Source organism: Hafnia paralvei (genome assembly GCF_020150375.1).
Taxonomy (GTDB): Bacteria; Pseudomonadota; Gammaproteobacteria; order Enterobacterales; family Enterobacteriaceae; genus Hafnia; species Hafnia paralvei.
On record NZ_CP083737.1, the window covers coordinates 3483231 to 3501865 of the forward strand.

Here is an 18635-nt window from a genome sequence, read left to right on the forward strand (position 1 = left end):
ACTTAGGTCAATTGATTCTGATTTGCCCACATTTGCGCCCGTACGCATACCTCAGCCGCTTTAAACGCATGAGCCTGAGTCATGGCGTTTTCAGTACGGTTGAGGCAATCAAGGATTAATTGGCCAAAATATGGGAAACCGACTTGACCGGCGACGGGATAACGGAACTCTCCCGCGTTATTGACCAGATACACCACATCCTGCTCCTGATGAGTGATGTCGACGTATTTGCGGATCTCAATGTAGCCCTCCGTTCCTAGCAACGTTAGGCGACCATCCCCCCAAGTGGAGAGTCCCTCTGGCGTAAACCAATCACAGCGGAAATAGCCCGTTGCACCATTGCTGCCCACTAGCATGGCGTCGCCAAAATCCTCAAAATGTGGATGTTGTGGGTGGTTGAAGTTTTTTGCCTGAGCGGCGATAACTCGGGCATTGTCGTTAGCGGTATAAAATAGAAACTGTTCTATTTGGTGGCTGCCAATATCACATAATATTCCGCCAAACTGCTTTCTGTCATAGAACCAATCGGGTCGCCCTTCACCTTCACGATGTGGCCCCATCCCTAGCGTTTGTACTACGCGACCAATTGCGCCTTGTTGCACTAACTGTCCAGCAAAGACAGCGCTTTCAACGTGCAAACGCTCGCTGTAATACACGGCATATTTACGCCCAGTTTGCTCTACCTTCTGTTGAGCCGCAGCCAGCTGCTCAAGGCTAATCAATGGCGCTTTGTCAGTAAAATAGTCTTTCCCAGCATCCATAACCTGCAAGCCAAGCGCACAGCGTTCGGCTGGAATCCCTGCCCCCGCAACCAGTTTAACCTGTTCGTCGGCCAATAAACTTGCAAGGGAATCAGCGACTTGAGCCTGTGGATATTGGCTAACAAACTTTTTAACCTTTTCAGGATCGGGATCGTAAACCCATTTCAAGGTCGCTCCAGCTTCAATCAGGCCATTACACATGCCATAGATATGCCCGTGATCGAGCGCCGCAGCGGCGAAAACAAACTCACTCGGTTGTACGACCGGCTGAGGCTTTCCAACCGGGGCATAGTTCATACCATCTTTGTTTTTCATGCCGAAACCTCGCTGCTCATGTCTTTGTCCATATCTTTGCCCAGAGGGATCTCCCCCTCATCACTAAAGTTTTCTACCGAAGCAGATTTTTCATGAAAATGAGGCGCGAGAGATATCAAACCACCGGTTTGGTAATATGGATCATCGGCATCAATAGGTAGGCTGACATAGGCACGCGTGATAGCAGACTTATAGATAGCAGTGATAAGTTCCAACGCGCGTTTGCCCTGCACACCATCCACTAACGGAGTCGTGCCGGTTTCTAGAGCATGCAGGAAATTATCTATCTGACCAGCATGTAAGGTGTGGGCCAGCTTTGGCACGGAACGATAAAGCTCATCCAACTGCTTTTCACACTCCGTATCGCGTTCTTCAATTGGAAACCCATTCGAGCCAGAAATACTGGCGTACTTATCCCACGGAGCTGAAATTCTAGCCTTCTCACCTTGAATGACTATTTTCTGATCTTCACCATGATGGACAACCGATGCGGTAAGCTGGGTTAATGCGCCAGAGTCATATCTAAAAATTGCGGCGGAAAGATCTTCAACTTCAGCGTTCTCATGCGCCGCATTGGTGATCATCGATACCACCTCAGAGGGATACCCTAGCATCCACTGAATGGCATCAACGTGGTGCACGGCATGATTAAGGGTGCACCCGCCGGCCTCTTTTTCCCAGGTTCCACGCCACCATAGATCATAATAAGAGCGCCCACGCCACCAAAATGAATCCACCTGCGCATGACAGATCTTTCCTGCCACACCTGAATCAATGACCGCTTTTAAGCGCCAGAAAGCATCGGTAAAGCGATTTTGCGCAATAATAGAAAGCGTCTTACCACTGGACTTGGCGGCAGCAATAACGGCATCGCACTCTTGTAATGAAGCGGCCATCGGTTTTTCACAAAGCACATGTTTACCTGCATTAAGAGCATCAATAGCAATCTCTGCATGGACATATGGCGGCGTACAGATATCAAAAACATCAATATTCTTATCGCTTAGAATATCGCTATGGCTGCTGTAAACTTTAGCGTCGTTCAGCCTATATTGGCGTTTTTTCTCTTCTGCCTTTTCAGGGTAAATGTCAACCAGCGCTACAATTTGGCAACGGTCAGAAAAATTTAAGTACCCTTGTATATGAGCACGAGAAATACCGCCGGTACCAATAATCGCGATTTTCTGCATTCTATTACCTCGTTATCATTGATAGAACAAACTCCGTTCCATTCATACAATTAATGTGTTTCTCATAAACATTCCCCATTATTAAGTCAGAGTTGACACCGTAACGCTTAGCTATCTCTGAATAACGGAGTCGGGAAAAAATAATTGTGTCTTGTTATCAACTTCTTCATTTGAATTTTATTTTTGAGAGAATAGTAATGGCTTCTTTTTCACACAACTGTTATTTATGGGACAAATTGCAGCATGTAGATTTAGTCAGCACGACAGAAATAAAACTTCAAAATATACAATTGGCTAGCCACGCAAATAATCTCATCACTCATACATGGAGTCGATCACAAAAATGACTGGCAAATTAAAAATCAAGCAGTTAGCAGAGCTTACCCAACTGTCGACCAGCACTGTTTCTCGCGTATTATCGGGTAAATCAAACGTCAGTCCTCAGGCAAAAGAGAAGGTATTTACTCACGCGAAATTACTGGGTATTTTGCACAACATACCCGCTGGACGGTTATTAATGAATTCCATATTAGTGTGTGCCCCAGCCAAAGCATTCACGCCTCATGGCGATCGTTATTATTATGAGATCATTCAAAGCATCCTCTCTGAAATCGAACATTACGACATACGACTCAGTAAATGCAGCTTGGAGGTCAATGGAGCTGATATTTCATCATTTATAAAACTAATCAACAATGATGATATTGATGCAATAATAATAATTGGAATTGATGACGCAATGTTATACAAGCTCGCCTCGGAATCCAATAAACTGGCTATTACGATAAATGCTAAAGATAAAGAAATGCGTTTAGACAGTATTTCGCCAGACCACTATTCTTCAAGTTACAGCGCTGCGACTTATTTATTTCAAAAAGGCCATCGTCCAGTTTTACTGTTTACAGACCTACGCCGCGATACCATGCTGCTACGCCTCGACGGCTTTAAAAGAGCCTGTTTAGATCATCATGTGTTTTTTGAAGAGTCAGAGCATCTGCTGGTGAATAAGGGGTACGAGGCTGAAGAAGCTAAACTCTCGTTTGAAAAATACCTGCAAAATCGCGCTCGCGAGGCGTTACCCTCTGCCATCCTGTGTGGAAGCAACACCATTGCTCAGGCTGTGATTGATGTTTTCGAACAGCACGGTATTCAGGTCCCAGATGACGTATCGGTCATGAGTCTAGATTTTAATATTGGAATAAAAAAAACTAACTCTCTCGATATTACTTCCGTTTATTTACCCTGTAGAGAATTGGGTCGAGAGTCTGTGTATGTTTTGCAAAGTCGGCTAACTCGCCCTGTTCGGACTGCATTTAACCTACTGTTGCAAAGCCAGTTTTACATCGGAAACTCCGTTGCTGATGTGAATTGGAAACGCAAAGATCTTTATCAGCCATCCTCCAATGACGCTTAAATGAATGAACGAGGATTCTGACATCCTCCTTGCTTCGGAGATTGTGAGCTTTCCTGTATGCAATAAAATCGTTTTTCAGGGCTTCAACATCTCAACGCCAATGTTATGATGGTGAAAATTTTGTCCATCAAGTCCGTAGCTTCGCCAGTACCAAAGTCGAACACGGCGTCTTCTCACGAAAAAATGGTTATTAACTCGATGAAAATGATCACAAAACTGTTTTTCCCGCTCCTTGCCGTTTTCGCCTTGGCCGGATGCGCAACCAGCACCAATACACTAGACGTTAATCCGAAGATGGCACTGCCGCAGCAGGACCCAACCCTGCAAGGTATTACCATCAGCATTAACGGCGCCGATGTTCGTCAGGACAAAGCACTGGCGAAAGTCAATCGCGACGGTGAGTTAGTTACGCTGACCCCGTCCCGCGACCTACGATTCCTGTTACAAGAAGTGTTGGAAAACCAGATGACTAAACGTGGTTATATGGTTGGGCCAAGCGGCGCTGTTGATTTACAGATTGTTGTAAACCAGCTGTATGCAGACGTTAAAGAAGGCAATCTGCGTTACAACATCACTACGAATGCCGATATCTCTATTATCGCTCAAGCGAAAAACGGCAATAAGCAGGTGAAGAACTACCGCTCCGTTTACAACGAACAGGGTGCATTTACTGCATCTAACAGTAAAATCACCAATGCGGTTAACAACGCGATGACGGATATTGTGGCAAACATGGCTCAAGACACCAGCATCAGCGACTTCATTAAAGCGAACGCCCGTTAATTACCCCCATCGTTTTCACCCCGCTCTGCCCTTCTGGGCAGAGCATGGGAATCAATTGAATGCCTAATTCAAATTTAGCTATTTTTGCTCATCGCAATACCGTCATATTACTTTTACTGGGTTTTGCCTCTGGCCTTCCTTTAGCTCTTACCTCAGGTACGCTTCAGGCTTGGATGACCGTTGCCAACGTCGATCTTAAAACTATCGGGTTCTTCTCTTTGGTAGGTCAGGCATACGTCTTTAAGTTCCTTTGGTCACCTATGATGGATCGTTATACGCCATCGTTTCTCGGCCGCCGCCGCGGCTGGCTGTTGGTCACCCAAGTATGTTTACTCATCACTATTTTTGCCATGGGGCTACTCAACCCAATCCAGCATCTATGGTGGCTGGCCGGATTAGCCGTTATTGTCGCGTTTTGCTCAGCCTCGCAAGATATTGTCTTTGATGCCTATAAAACCGATCTGCTCAGCGCTGAAGAGCGCGGAACCGGCGCCGCCGTTTCTGTTCTAGGCTATCGCCTTGCGATGCTGGTTTCTGGTGGACTCGCACTCTGGCTGGCCGATCGCTATTTAGGCTGGCAAGGCACCTATTGGCTGATGGCGGGTTTGATGCTGATCGGGATCGTCGCCACCCTATGCGCTCCCGAGCCACAGGTTTCTGCCCCTGCACCACGCACGCTTGAGCAGGCGGTCATTGAACCGCTCAAAGATTTCTTTGGCCGCAATAATGCCTGGCTGATCCTGCTGCTTATCGTGATGTATAAAATGGGTGATGCCTTTGCAGGCAGCCTAAGCACCACCTTCCTGATCCGTGGCGTCGGTTTTGATCCGGGTGAAGTTGGTCTCGTCAATAAAACGCTTGGCCTATTTGCCACCATCGTTGGCGCATTGTTTGGTGGCGTGCTGATGCAGCGTTTATCATTGTTTCGCGCATTGATGCTGTTTGGTATTTTGCAGGGCGTATCCAACTTCGGTTACTGGCTGCTCGCCGTGACCGATAAAAATCTGCTCACCATGGGAAGCGCCATTTTCCTCGAGAACCTCTGTGGGGGGATGGGAACCGCGGCGTTTGTCGCACTGTTAATGACGCTGTGTAATAAATCCTTCTCAGCCACTCAATTTGCGTTGCTTTCAGCCCTATCCGCCGTCGGTCGTGTCTATGTAGGACCTGTTGCGGGCTGGTTTGTTGAACTGCATGGCTGGCCGTTGTTCTATCTATTCTCCATCATTGCTGCTGTTCCGGGGCTTTTATTGCTCGCAGCCTGCCGAAAAACGTTGGAATACACGCAAACTACCGGTGAATTCTCCCGACGAACTCGGTTTGCACGTGCCTATAAAGTCGCATCTCAGTCGCTGCTGATTGGCTGTGTGCTGATCGCGCTATGGCTAATCGGACTATTAGTAGAAAGCGTACTAAGCCTAGATGCGGGGTCAGTGATGCTGTGGTTATTGGATATCGGTTTACTGCTCAGCCTGTTTGGCATTTTACTGGGTGCAACGTTGGATTATAGAAGCCAACGTCATCATCAACAGATTATTTGATTGCGCCGTTAAATTAATTTATGCGCAAAATTTATTGAGAAATAATTAAGAAAGCATCGGCTGTTTTTTAGTCGATGCTTTTTTTATTTCGCGTCATTGCCATTTTAATAACAATTTGAATAGTTTTTTATTGCTGTTTTTTTCATCTTCCCTTCAAAAATAACCGCTCAACTCTCGTTCAAATTTATTTTTTTGCAGCGAAAAAATAAAAACATATTTTTAACAATACGGAAATTCTTTCACGTTTTGTGCTTTATATCGCTTTCTATCACTCCAAATGTAACGCGTTACATATCCCTACGATCTGTGTCACATTTTCCTATTTTAAGCTGGCAATTCATGAGCTAACGCCCCATTAAGGACTACGCTAAAAGTGACAAAAAGTGATTTTCAAGGATGTGAAATCATTTTTTGTTACATTTACTTTGTTACAACAAAGTGAAAATAACCTACTGATTTAATAGCTACATTCACCTTAAAATGCACCATGAAATGCGACATTTAAAACAAATAATCTGGACTTTTTAAACAATAGGATGACAGTCCCTTAAGAATGTTTACAGATCTGCAACCTTACCGTAAAATGCCCCTACATTTGGGACGACAGAGAGCCTTCGATTGAGGTCGTTAGATGAGACTCAGTAAATTAAATAAAAGCTTTGGGATATTATCTTTAATCGCAGCCTCAGCCTTGCTGAGCGGTTGTGATATGGCGCTTCTGGATCCTAAAGGACAAATAGGTCTAGAGCAGAGATCCCTGATACTGACTGCCCTTGGGCTGATGTTAATCGTGGTGATTCCAGTAATCGTAATGACAATTGTATTTACGCGTAAATTCCGCGCGTCGAATACGGATGCCAAATACACTCCCAACTGGTCTCACTCTAATAAAATTGAAGCTGTCGTTTGGACAGTGCCAATTATCATTATCGCTATCCTCGCAACGCTAACGTGGAAAACGACTCACGAACTAGACCCGTATAAACCACTGGTTTCAGACGTCAAACCTATCCGTGTCGATGTTATTTCCCTCGACTGGAAATGGTTGTTCGTTTATCCGGATCTGGGTATCGCGACCGTTAACGAACTGGCTTTCCCAGCGAATACTCCGGTTAATTTCCGTATCACCTCAAACTCGGTAATGAATTCCTTCTTCATTCCTCGTTTAGGCGGACAGATTTACGCGATGGCAGGCATGCAGACCCAACTGCATCTGATTGCCAACGAGCCGGGTAAATACAACGGGATCTCCAGCAGTTACAGCGGCCCAGGTTTCTCTGGTATGAAGTTCACCGCCATTGCGACGCCGGATAACGCCACCTTTGATCAGTGGGTTGCTGACGTTAAAAAAGCGCCAAACCAACTGACCACGATGGCTGAGTTCGAAGCATTAGCGAAGCCAAGCGAATACCATCCGGTTGAATACTTCTCTAGCGCTAATCCTGAATTGTTTGTCGATGTGATCAACAAATTCATGGGCAGCAAGAAGATGGACATGAAGAAAGACGAGCATATGGATATGGACATGGGTGAGCACGCTCACGCAGGAGCCGAGGAATAACAGATGTTTGGAAAATTAACACTCGACGCCGTCCCGTACCATGAACCCATTGTTATGGTTACGGTTGCCGGCATTATCTTAGGTGGTCTGGCGCTTCTCGCCCTGATTACCTATTTTGGAAAATGGAAGTATTTATGGACGGAATGGCTGACCTCGGTTGACCATAAACGTCTAGGTATCATGTACATCATCGTGGCTTTCGTCATGTTGCTGCGCGGCTTTGCCGATGCAATCATGATGCGTAGCCAGCAGGCGCTCGCCTCAGCGGGAGAAGCCGGATTCCTACCACCGCACCACTACGACCAGATCTTTACCGCCCACGGCGTCATCATGATCTTCTTCGTCGCGATGCCGTTTGTCGTTGGTTTGATGAACGTAGTGGTACCGCTACAAATCGGTGCTCGCGACGTTGCCTTCCCATTCCTGAACAACCTGAGCTTCTGGTTCACCGTTGTCGGTGTGGTACTGATCAACCTGTCTCTTGGGGTCGGTGAGTTTGCTCAGACCGGTTGGTTGGCATATCCACCGCTGTCGGGCAAGGAGTACAGTCCCGGCGTGGGGGTAGATTACTGGATATGGAGTCTACAGATATCCGGTTTGGGTACCTTGCTGACGGGGGTTAACTTCTTCGCCACCATCATCAAAATGCGTGCTCCTGGCATGTCATTGATGAAGATGCCGGTCTTCACTTGGACCGCTCTGTGTACCAACGTTCTGATTATTGCTGCCTTCCCGATTTTAACCGTTACCGTCGCGTTGCTGACGGCAGACCGTTATCTCGGCACCCATTTCTTTACCAACGATATGGGCGGCAACATGATGATGTACATCAACCTGATTTGGGCCTGGGGCCATCCGGAAGTGTACATCTTGGTTCTGCCTGTCTTCGGGGTATTCTCCGAGGTCGTGGCTACCTTCTGTAAGAAGCGGCTGTTTGGTTACACTTCGCTTGTATGGGCGACCGTGTGTATTACCATTCTGTCGTTCATCGTTTGGCTGCACCACTTCTTCACCATGGGCAGCGGCGCAAACGTGAATGCGTTCTTCGGTATAGCCACGATGATTATCTCGATTCCTACTGGGGTAAAAATCTTCAACTGGCTGTTCACCATGTACCAAGGCCGTATCGTATTTAACTCTGCGATGCTGTGGACTATCGGCTTCATCATCACCTTCACCGTAGGTGGTATGACGGGCGTTCTGCTAGCAGTTCCAGGTGCTAACTTCGTACTGCATAACAGCCTGTTCCTGATTGCACACTTCCATAACGTCATCATCGGTGGTGTGGTATTCGGTTGCTTCGCGGGTATGACCTATTGGTTCCCGAAAGCATTTGGTTTCACGCTGAACGAAACTTGGGGTAAACGCGCATTCTGGTTCTGGATCATCGGTTTCTTCGTAGCCTTTATGCCGCTGTACGGTTTGGGCTTCATGGGGATGACCCGTCGTCTGAGCCAGCAAATTGACCCAGCCTTCCATCCACTGCTGATGGTTGCTGCGGGCGGCGCTGCGCTGATTGCATGTGGTATCGCGTGCCAGCTGATTCAGATCTTCGTGTCGATTCGCGACCGCGATCAGAACCGCGACCTGACTGGCGATCCATGGGGCGGCCGTACGCTGGAGTGGTCAACTTCTTCTCCACCACCGTTCTACAACTTCGCTATCGAACCGCAGGTTCACTCGCGTGATGCATTCTGGGAGCTGAAAGAAGAAGGTATCGCTTACAAGAAACCAGAGAAATATGCACCGATTCATATGCCACGTAACACTGGCGCGGGCGTCATCATTGCAGGCTTCAGCTTGGTATTTGGTTTCGCCATGATTTGGGACATCTGGTGGCTGGCGATCGTCTGCTTCCTGGGCATGATTGCAACTTGGATCGTGCACAGCTTCAACGATGATGTTGATTACTACGTTCAAGTTCCTGAAATTGAACGTATTGAAAATCAACACTTTGAACAAATTAGCAAAGCAGGCGTGAAATATGACAACTGATACTTTACATCATACTCACGGTCAGGAGGCCCATGCGGAGCATGGGCACCACGACGCCGGCGACACTAAGGTCTTCGGTTTCTGGGTCTACCTGATGAGCGACTGTATTTTGTTTGCGAGCTTGTTCGCAACCTATGCAGTCTTGGTAAACGGTACCGCTGACGGTCCATCCGGCAAAGATATCTTCGAACTGCCGTTTGTACTGGTTGAAACCTTCCTGCTGTTGTTCAGCAGCATCACTTACGGTTTCGCCATGCTGGCGATGAACAAAGGTAAAGTTGCTAGCGTAAACACTTGGCTAGGTCTGACCTTCCTGTTCGGCGCAGGCTTTATCGCGATGGAAATCTACGAATTCCATCACCTGATTGCCGAAGGTTTTGGCCCTGATAAAAGTGCATTCCTGTCTGCCTTCTTTACCTTGGTTGGCACGCACGGTATTCACGTCACTAGCGGCCTGATCTGGATTATTGTGATGATGATTCAAGTCGGCAAAAAAGGTCTGACCGCGCGTAACCGCACTCGCCTGATGTGTCTGAGCCTGTTCTGGCACTTCTTAGACGTGGTGTGGATCTGCGTATTCACCGTAGTTTATCTGATGGGGGCAATGTAATGAGTCACTCACCTACAACGGGTCACCATTCAACAGACAACAACGGTGCTAGCCACGGCAGCGCAAAGTCTTACATGATTGGCTTTATTCTATCAGTCATCCTAACGGTCATTCCGTTCTGGATGGTGATGGAAGGTACCGCTTCGCACCAAACGATTTTGATTACTGTGGTTGCGATGGCCGTGATTCAGATTTTTGTTCATCTGGTGTATTTCCTGCACATGAACACGTCATCTGAAGAACGCTGGAACCTGATAGCCCTGGCATTTACTGCCTTGATTATCGCGATTGTTGTCGTTGGCTCACTTTGGATTATGTACAACCTCAACATCAATATGATGGTCCACTAAAGAGCTGCCTGTGATGATGAAGCAATACCTGCAAGTAACAAAACCGGGCATTATCTTCGGTAACCTGATTTCGGTTATCGGTGGATTTCTCCTGGCCTCGAAGGGGAGCTTAGATGTTCCTCTATTTATCGCGACCATGGTAGGCGTGTCGCTGGTTGTCGCCTCGGGATGTGTATTCAACAACTACATTGACCGAGACATTGATAAAGTCATGGAGCGAACCAAAAACCGTGTTTTGGTGAAGGGATTAATCGCGCCTAAAGTGACATTGACCTACGCTACGCTGTTGGGCCTTGCCGGTGTTGCACTGTTATATGTCGCGGCTAATCCGTTAGCCGCTCTGTTAGCAGTGATTGGCTTCATCGTCTACGTTGGCGTTTACAGCCTGTATATGAAGCGCCATTCCGTTTATGGCACGCTGATTGGTAGTCTGTCTGGCGCGGCACCTCCGGTTATCGGCTATTGTGCTGTCAGCAATGAGTTCGATGCTGGCGCGCTAATCCTGTTGGCCATCTTCAGCCTTTGGCAGATGCCGCACTCCTACGCGATTGCCATCTTCCGCTTCAAGGATTATCAGGCCGCCAATATTCCAGTGCTACCCGTGGTAAAAGGCATCTCAGTCGCTAAAAACCATATAACGCTCTATATCGTTGCGTTTATGGTTGCCACTCTGATGCTGTCATTGGGTGGCTATGCTGGTTATAAATATCTGGTGGTTGCTGCGGCGGTGAGCGTGTGGTGGTTAGGCATGGCACTCTCTGGCTACAAAAAAGCGGTGGACGATCGCGTATGGGCACGCAAACTGTTTGTGTTCTCTATCGTTACCATCACCTGCCTAAGCGTGATGATGTCGGTTGACTTCCAGTCACCCGCAACAGAGAGCCTGCTAACAATGCTGCGCTAATATCGCTGCATCAATCACTCAGCACTCAGATTGTGCAAAAGCATTGTGCAAAAGCATTGTGCAAAAGCGTTGAAAAGCCGGATTTTATATCCGGCTTTATTTTTCCCTCTCCCCTATCCGCCTCCTAGTCTGTTCAAAATGGACAAGGTCAAGTAATCTAGCTCGGCTACAAATACGTATGTCCTAAATAACTGAAGCCGCTCTCCATACATTTTATAGGGTCACAGAATCTGCTTCAAATATGCAGGAAAGGTTTATGCCTCGGGAAGGCTTTCCATCAACTGCCTCTAGAGCAGAGCACATCAGAAAGCCACGAATAGCCAATAATTATTTCAACACAGCACAAATGCTGAATTGTTGTCGCATAAAAAGAAACTGAGGTTGTAATGAATGATTTTCAGATGACACCAGAGGAACGGAAAGCCACCTGGGGTCTAGGAACGGTATTCTCACTGCGCATGCTTGGTATGTTTATGGTTTTGCCGGTGCTGACGACCTATGGCATGTCACTGGCTGGCGCGTCAGAAACGTTAATTGGAATCGCAATCGGTATTTATGGACTGACTCAAGCCGTTTTCCAAATCCCTTTTGGCCTGTTTTCAGATCGCATTGGGCGTAAACCCTTAATCGTTGGCGGTCTACTGATCTTTGCTTTGGGCAGTGCCATCGCTGCCATGACAGACTCCATTTGGGGCGTGATACTTGGCCGAGCGCTGCAAGGTTCTGGTGCCATCGCCGCCGCCGTTATGGCGCTGTTATCAGACCTGACTCGTGAACAAAACCGAACCAAAGCGATGGCTTTTATTGGCGTGAGCTTCGGCATTACGTTTGCAATCGCCATGGTTGCTGGCCCAATTATTACCCACGCCATTGGTCTCTCCGGCCTATTCTGGATGATTGCCTTGCTGGCGCTCGGCGGCGTGGTTATTACACTACTCTTTATTCCGACTCCTCATCATCACGTACTGAATCGCGAATCCAGCATGGTGAAAGGCAGTTTTAGCAAAGTATTGGCTAACAGTCGTTTGCTCAAACTCAACTTCGGCATTATGTGTGTGCATATCTTGTTGATGTCCAGCTTTGTTGCTCTTCCTCCGCTGATGGAGCAGGCAGGGCTGGCGCGTGACAACCAATGGAAAGTCTATTTGGTGACCATGCTGATCGCATTCGCCTGCGTCGTTCCCTTCATTATTTACGCAGAAAAACAGCGTCGTATGAAACAGGTGTTTCAGGGATGCGTTATTTTAATGCTCGCAGCTGAAGTCATTCTCTGGTACGCCGGTTTGCACCTATGGGGCATTATTTTCGGTGTACAGGTCTTTTTTATTGCTTTCAACGTAATGGAAGCGCTTCTGCCTTCGCTTATCAGCAAAGAATCACCCGTTGGCTACAAAGGTACCGCGATGGGGATCTATTCCACCAGCCAATTCATTGGTGTAGCTATCGGCGGAAGCCTCGGCGGTTTCTTGTATGCGCACGACGGTGCCGCTACCGTTTTTACCGGCTGCGCAGTACTTGCGGTTATTTGGCTTGCCGTTAGCCTCACGATGCAAGAACCGCCTTATGTCAGCAGCCTTCGCATTGTTATTCCAGCAGGAATTCCGGCTACGCCACAGCTAGAACAGGCGATTAAGCAACATCACGGCGTAGCTGACGTGGTGCTGATCCCTGAAGAACAAACAGCGTATGTGAAAATTGACTCTAAGATCACAAGCCGTGGAGAGATAGAGTTGTTTGTGGCGGGGCAGCATTAGGTGTTTATAATTTTTTATGGGTAATTTCGTGCGCCTAATACACCGAAACCAGAATGTACAGGGTGCAGGCGTCCGAGCAAGGCGGCTCAATCGCCGCCTTCCAACCAGATTATTTCTATACTAGAACGGTGAAGGTTTTCGTCCGCCCGTTAGCATTAGTTTCTCCATGATGCCACTGGCGTAGGCGTCCGACGAAAGGTTGCCTGCGCGCAACCTCTCGACTCTCGCACTTTTTACCGCGTCGTTTGGCCGACCGGTCTCGGAGCGCACATCCTGTACGCCCTCAACCTACCGCCATCTTCCCTGATGGCGGTTCTATCACGCATTTCATTCAACACGAAAAAAACACAGCAATATTGTTTTTTTTGTGTCTTTTTAATTGTTTAAGTCTTGGTAGGGAGAGCCGCCGATACAGGGATGTATCGGCGGAGTTTGGGGCGCCCTGGATGGGCGATACCAAACCGGAGCGGGAATGGCGTCTCGGATAAAAGCGCGCGAGTGCAGAGACCACGCGCTGGTGGTCTCTGCCCGTACGCCTTCACCGGTGTATCAATGAAGCTCGGTATCGACAGGCGGGCGGAATATTACACAATGCTTGCAGAGTGGAGTTCCCAAACCGGAGCGGAGATGGCGTCTCGGATAATAAGCGCGAGGTTTGAAGGGGGCGCGTGCAGCCCCCTCTCCCGTGAAAACCGTATTAATCTCTGAAATTATTAAACTGGAATGGTTGTCCCAGAGCGGCGCCACGGATTAATGCCATTACACCTTGTAGGTCATCACGTGATTTACCTGTAACTCGCACCTGCTCGCCCTGAATCTGGGTTTGCACTTTCAGCTTGCTGTCTTTGATAAGCTTGATAACTTTCTTCGCCATCGTAGTATCAATACCTTTTTTCAGCTTGGCTTCGATACTGTAAGTTTTCCCGCTGTGTTCGATTTGCTCTGGAACTTCCAGCGCTGCACCGTCGATGCCACGCTTCGCCAGTTTTTCACGCATAATATCGACCAGCTGGTTCACCTGAAAATCTGAAACACTGGAAATCTTAATGCTTTCGTTTTTTTCAATCAGCTCAAAGCTGGCTTCGACGTTGCGAAAATCCCAACGGGTTCCCAGCTCACGTGAAGCGTTCTCTACGGCGTTACGGACTTCTTGAATATCAATTTCTGAAACGATATCGAATGAAGGCATGCTAAATCTCCTCTCGGTTGAATGCCGAGCATAATAGCGGCTTCCTACGTCGATGCAACTCTAGCCGCAGTCCTTACACCATAACAGATGCTTCCCACTGCGATCTGCGTCATAAAAGTTTATACTGATAAGATTGAATATTTCTGCTTTGCGCGCAAATTGCCCGATGTATCGGGAAGGAGGCCAAATGAAAATAACAGTTCTTGGTTGCGGAGCGCTAGGGCAGCTATGGCTATCAGCATTGGAACAGGATGGGCATGATGTTCAGGGTTGGCTACGCGTACCGCAGCCCTATTGCCCTGTGAACATTATCCAGCTGGATGGAAAGTCATATAATAAAAATCTTGCGGCTAACGACCCCATGCATTTGGCAGAGAGTCAAATTCTGCTGGTCACGCTCAAAGCGTGGCAGGTATACAATGCTCTAGCGCCCCTTTTGCCTAAAATTTCACCATACTGTCGCATCATCTTGCTACATAACGGGATGGGAAGCCAAGACGAACTCCCCTATGTTGAGCAGCCCCTTTTCCAAGGAGTAACCACTCACGCAGCGAGACATGATGGTAATACCATTATCCATGTCGCAGCAGGCGCCACACATATTGGCCCAACTAACTCTGCGGCCATTGGTCAAAGCAATATTGCAGAGGTTCTGCATCATGCACTTCCCGATGTGGCGTGGCACGACAACATTATGCCCGCCATCTGGAAAAAGTTAGCCGTCAACTGTGTAATCAATCCGCTGACAGTGATCTACAACTGCCGTAACGGTGACCTGCAAAAATATATGCCGCATGTCGTAGCCCTCGTCAAAGAGATCGCCTACGTGATGGAAGCCGAAGGATACAGTACCTCGTCAGACAGCTTGCTGCACTACGTCACCAATGTCATATGTATGACCGCCGATAATTATTCATCAATGTACCAAGATGTTCTGGCACAGCGTCATACCGAAATTGATTATATTACGGGCTATTTGCTGAAAATGGCGCGTAAGCATGGTATTAGTCTCACCGAAAATAGCCATGTATTTGAAACTATTAAACGAAAGGAACAAACCTATGAGCGCATCGGCTCTGGTGTGTCTGGCTCCTGGTAGCGAAGAAACCGAAGCAGTGACCACTATCGATCTGCTGGTTCGTGCCGGCATTAAAGTTACCACGGCAAGCGCCGCGGGAAATGGCGATCTGATGATAACCTGTTCGCGCGGAGTCAAACTGCTCGCAGATAAACCGTTAGTACAGGTCGCCGATGAGTCTTATGACGTTATTGTTTTACCGGGCGGGATTAAAGGCGCGGAGTGTTTCCGAGACAGTGAACTGGTGGTGGAAAAAGTGCGCCAAATGCATTTGGAAGGCAAATTAGTTGCCGCCATCTGTGCCGCTCCGGCACTGGTACTAGCGCACCATAAACTGTTCAGCGTCGGCAATATGACCTGTTTTCCGACTCTGAAAGATAAAATCCCAGAGAATCAATGGATCGATAAACGCGCCTATTACGATGAGCGCGTCAATTTACTCACCAGCCAAGGCCCCGGTACTAGTATCGATTTTGCGTTAAAAATTATTGATGTGCTGCTAGGCAAAGAAAAAGCTGCCGAAGTGGCAGCTCAGTTAATTCCTGCATCGGGGATTTGGGCATACAACGAATAGGCTCAGTATCCTACCGACGCCACGGTTTCCAGTAACGGTGAATCAAACATCGCCACCGGAGAAATAACCTGCTCATTGAGCGGTAATTTATCACCGTAGCGAGCCTTGATAATTTTCTTCACTGCAGGGGAAGAGAGATCAAAATCCTCTATCCTCTGCACGGTTCCAATTTTCAATCCAGCCGCGCGGAAATACATCTTCCAAACCAGCTCAGAACAATAAATATCTGTGTCTGACCAGCCAAACAAGATGTCGTATGGCTTACCGATAAAATAACCTGCCTGCTGATTTAGCGCCTGCACCTGCGCAGTCGCCAGGGGCTGTTTTAAGCGTTTAGCCACATAAGATTTTCCCACCCCGTGATCGATCCATTTCTGCAAAGGCGTGTATCTCACGTCGCCCGACGCTTCAAAAACCATGGGCTGATTATTCTTCAATAAGACAATTCCAACATGACTCCATATGGAATGTGTGGCCTTATGAATCGCCAAACTCTGCGACGATGGCGACGTTTGGAATATAATATCACCGGGCTGCGGTTGCCATGCTAGGCTTGCTCGCGGCTGCATGAAGAGCAGCAACAAGCACAACACAATAGCCAGACTGATAATACTTTTGCCCGTAATCCTTTTAGGCTCAGACCTCATTTCCATATGGTTCCTATGGTCGATACACCTTCACATTGTTATAGCCCTGCTCTTTAAGATACAGCGCCTGCAAGCGGCTCATCACACCTCTGTCGCAGTACAACACATAGCTTCGGCTCTGATCGAGATCGCCAAATTGGGTAGCGAGTTTGTAGAATGGTAAGCTTTTGACTTCTAACCCTTCAATTTTCAGCGGTTTATCTTCCTGTTCGTCATTCGAACGGATATCCAACACCACTTCATCACCGGTTAAAGCCTCAACGGTTTCAACTTCAATTACCTGTTCGCTAGTCTGCTCAGCAATTTCACGGATATCCATGTTTTGCGCTTCAGCGACCACGCGTTCGAGGATGTCAAAATCAAAGTTTTCCTCTTCGGCTTCAATCTTAGACTTCACTGCTTTTACGGTTGGGCTTTTCGAAATCACACCGCAGAACTCAGGCATGGTTTTCGCAAAGTCTTCAGTACCAATTTCCCTAGCCATATCAATGATATGTTCTTTATCATGAGAAATCAGCGGACGCAGAATCAGTGTGTCAGTAACGCCGTCAATCAGACGCAGGTTAGTCAGTGTCTGGCTAGAGACTTGTCCCAGTGCTTCACCGGTAACCAGTGCCTGAACACCATAGCGCTCAGCCACTTTGGACGCTGCTCGCATCATCATTCGCTTGAGGATAACACCCATTTGGCCATCATCCACTTTCTCAAGAATCTCACCAACAACGGGAGCGAAATCAATAGCGACAAAACGCACGCGGTGAGAGCTACCAAAGCGATTCCACAAATAATGAGCAACCTGTTTCACACCGATTTCATGAGCGGAACCGCCCAAATTAAAGAAGCAGTAATGCACACGGCACCCACGGCGCATCAGCATATAGCTAGAAACACCCGAGTCAAAACCACCGGAAATGAGCGACAGGACATCTTCCTGCGTGCCGATAGGATAACCGCCCAAGCCTTCATAGCGCCCTTTAATCAACAGCAAGCGATCGTCTTCGATCTCCAAATGTACGGTAACTTGCGGATGAGATAACTTAACTTTGGCGCTTTCAATATGCTGATTTAACCCGCCACCGACATAACGCTCGACTTCGATAGAGGTAAATTCATGCTTACCACGACGCTTAACTCGGACGCAGAAGGTTTTCCCCTCCAGCTTGTCACGGTACATTTCGAGCGTTTGCTCGAAGATGTTGTGCATATCGGTGTATGGGCAATCATCAACTTCTAAAATGTGATGGATCCCCGGGATTCGCGTTAAAGCATCACGTACCTGCTCGGTACGGCTTTCATCTTTAGCACGAACTTCGATATGATCCCAATGGCGTACGATAGCCACTTCATCAATCTGCTTTTTCAGAACGTTGCGAATGTTCCCTGTTAGGATCTTGATAAAGCGCAAACGTACTGATTGGCTTTTGATGGTGATTTCTGGGAATAATTTAATGATAAACTTCATGGCGGCCGTGGCTATTTCGTCGTGATTTACGTTAAAAGGGCTTACACTACGTACCCTAAATTGAGGACGTAATGTACAAGGCGCGCAGTATAGCACTAAGTTGTAATCTGGCGCACTGAACCTCATCTCATGAGTTGAAAATCCGTAATTTGCCAAGTCCTGCAGAGTCCGGTAACGTGGCGAAAAATTCTGGAACTCCATCGCTGAATCACTGTTGATTACAGAACATATAAAAGAAAAGAATACTATGGCAAAAAAAGCACCCGCGGCGCCCAGCTTTGAGCAGGCACTGAGCGAACTGGAACAGATTGTTACTCATTTAGAATCTGGCGAGCTGCCATTAGAAGACGCGCTGAATGAATTCGAGCGTGGCGTACAGCTAGCTCGCCTTGGTCAGCAAACGTTGCAACAAGCAGAACAACGCGTGCAGATCCTACTTAATGACGATAAGGATGCCCCTTTATCCCCTTTTAACACGGATCACGTCAGTGTGGATAAAAGTTAAAC

17 protein-coding genes are annotated in these 18635 nt (G+C 47.6%); 12 read left to right on the plus strand and 5 right to left on the minus strand.

The annotated features are described in order from the left end of the window. Positions 1 to 2: 2 nt before the first annotated feature. Positions 3 to 1076, minus strand: a complete 1074-nt coding sequence (locus tag K9N75_RS16405) for a Gfo/Idh/MocA family protein (protein ID WP_224451895.1) — start codon at positions 1074 to 1076, stop codon at positions 3 to 5. Beyond that, positions 1073 to 2266 carry a Gfo/Idh/MocA family protein gene (locus K9N75_RS16410; protein WP_224451896.1) on the minus strand — a complete coding sequence of 398 codons (1194 nt, stop codon included), beginning with the start codon at positions 2264 to 2266 and terminating at the stop codon, positions 1073 to 1075. Before K9N75_RS16410 ends, K9N75_RS16405 begins: the two co-directional genes overlap by 4 nt. Positions 2267 to 2609: 343 nt before the next feature. Here K9N75_RS16410 and K9N75_RS16415 point away from each other — a divergent pair, with 343 nt between their 5' ends. The 9 genes from K9N75_RS16415 (at position 2610) to K9N75_RS16455 (ending at position 13178) form a co-directional block, all read left to right on the plus strand. Beyond that, positions 2610 to 3680, plus strand: a complete 1071-nt coding sequence (locus K9N75_RS16415) for a LacI family DNA-binding transcriptional regulator (RefSeq protein WP_224451897.1) — start codon at positions 2610 to 2612, stop codon at positions 3678 to 3680. A 204-nt stretch (positions 3681 to 3884) separates the two neighbouring features. Continuing rightward, the gene (locus K9N75_RS16420) at positions 3885 to 4463 is read left to right on the plus strand and encodes a lipoprotein (protein ID WP_039188620.1); all 579 of its coding nucleotides are present in this window, start codon (positions 3885 to 3887) and stop codon (positions 4461 to 4463) included. 59 nt (positions 4464 to 4522) lie between these two features. Beyond that, the gene (gene ampG / locus K9N75_RS16425) at positions 4523 to 6004 is read left to right on the plus strand and encodes a muropeptide MFS transporter AmpG (RefSeq protein ID WP_185922331.1); all 1482 of its coding nucleotides are present in this window, start codon (positions 4523 to 4525) and stop codon (positions 6002 to 6004) included. A gap of 631 nt (positions 6005 to 6635) precedes the next feature. Continuing rightward, entirely contained in the window at positions 6636 to 7565 is a 930-nt protein-coding gene (gene cyoA, locus K9N75_RS16430) for a cytochrome o ubiquinol oxidase subunit II (protein ID WP_008814277.1), read from the plus strand. Between the two features lie 3 nt (positions 7566 to 7568). Then, the gene (gene cyoB, locus K9N75_RS16435) at positions 7569 to 9560 is read left to right on the plus strand and encodes a cytochrome o ubiquinol oxidase subunit I (protein WP_004091693.1); all 1992 of its coding nucleotides are present in this window, start codon (positions 7569 to 7571) and stop codon (positions 9558 to 9560) included. After that, positions 9550 to 10170 (plus strand): cytochrome o ubiquinol oxidase subunit III, encoded by a 621-nt coding sequence (locus K9N75_RS16440; protein ID WP_004091692.1) that lies wholly within the window; start codon positions 9550 to 9552, stop codon positions 10168 to 10170. Before cyoB ends, K9N75_RS16440 begins: the two co-directional genes overlap by 11 nt. Continuing rightward, positions 10170 to 10520: a cytochrome o ubiquinol oxidase subunit IV gene (locus tag K9N75_RS16445; RefSeq protein ID WP_004091690.1), complete on the plus strand. Its 351-nt coding sequence runs from the start codon at positions 10170 to 10172 to the stop codon at positions 10518 to 10520. Before K9N75_RS16440 ends, K9N75_RS16445 begins: the two co-directional genes overlap by 1 nt. Positions 10521 to 10533: 13 nt before the next feature. Further along, entirely contained in the window at positions 10534 to 11424 is an 891-nt protein-coding gene (cyoE, locus tag K9N75_RS16450) for a heme o synthase (RefSeq protein ID WP_004091685.1), read from the plus strand. 386 nt (positions 11425 to 11810) lie between these two features. Continuing rightward, positions 11811 to 13178, plus strand: a complete 1368-nt coding sequence (locus K9N75_RS16455; protein ID WP_130974203.1) for an MFS transporter — start codon at positions 11811 to 11813, stop codon at positions 13176 to 13178. Between the two features lie 697 nt (positions 13179 to 13875). Here K9N75_RS16455 and K9N75_RS16460 read toward each other — a convergent pair. Beyond that, the gene (locus K9N75_RS16460; protein WP_224451898.1) at positions 13876 to 14367 is read right to left on the minus strand and encodes a YajQ family cyclic di-GMP-binding protein; all 492 of its coding nucleotides are present in this window, start codon (positions 14365 to 14367) and stop codon (positions 13876 to 13878) included. Positions 14368 to 14554: 187 nt separating this feature from the next. Between K9N75_RS16460 and panE the strand changes: the two genes are divergently transcribed. Continuing rightward, positions 14555 to 15466 (plus strand): 2-dehydropantoate 2-reductase, encoded by a 912-nt coding sequence (gene panE, locus K9N75_RS16465; protein WP_008814280.1) that lies wholly within the window; start codon positions 14555 to 14557, stop codon positions 15464 to 15466. Then, positions 15429 to 16019: a protein deglycase YajL gene (gene yajL, locus K9N75_RS16470; RefSeq protein WP_224451899.1), complete on the plus strand. Its 591-nt coding sequence runs from the start codon at positions 15429 to 15431 to the stop codon at positions 16017 to 16019. The genes panE and yajL overlap by 38 nt, the downstream gene beginning before the upstream one ends. A gap of 2 nt (positions 16020 to 16021) precedes the next feature. Here yajL and K9N75_RS16475 read toward each other — a convergent pair whose 3' ends face one another. Both K9N75_RS16475 and thiI read right to left on the minus strand, forming a co-directional pair. After that, complete coding sequence (locus K9N75_RS16475) at positions 16022 to 16588, minus strand: YiiX family permuted papain-like enzyme (protein ID WP_263481249.1); 567 nt, start codon at positions 16586 to 16588, stop codon at positions 16022 to 16024. A gap of 91 nt (positions 16589 to 16679) precedes the next feature. After that, the gene (gene thiI / locus K9N75_RS16480) at positions 16680 to 18128 is read right to left on the minus strand and encodes a tRNA uracil 4-sulfurtransferase ThiI (RefSeq protein WP_004096669.1); all 1449 of its coding nucleotides are present in this window, start codon (positions 18126 to 18128) and stop codon (positions 16680 to 16682) included. A 247-nt stretch (positions 18129 to 18375) separates the two neighbouring features. Between thiI and xseB the strand changes: the two genes are divergently transcribed. Continuing rightward, a complete protein-coding gene (gene xseB / locus K9N75_RS16485) occupies positions 18376 to 18633 on the plus strand; it encodes an exodeoxyribonuclease VII small subunit (RefSeq protein ID WP_008814283.1) in 258 nt (85 codons plus the stop codon). Positions 18634 to 18635 lie beyond the last annotated feature (2 nt).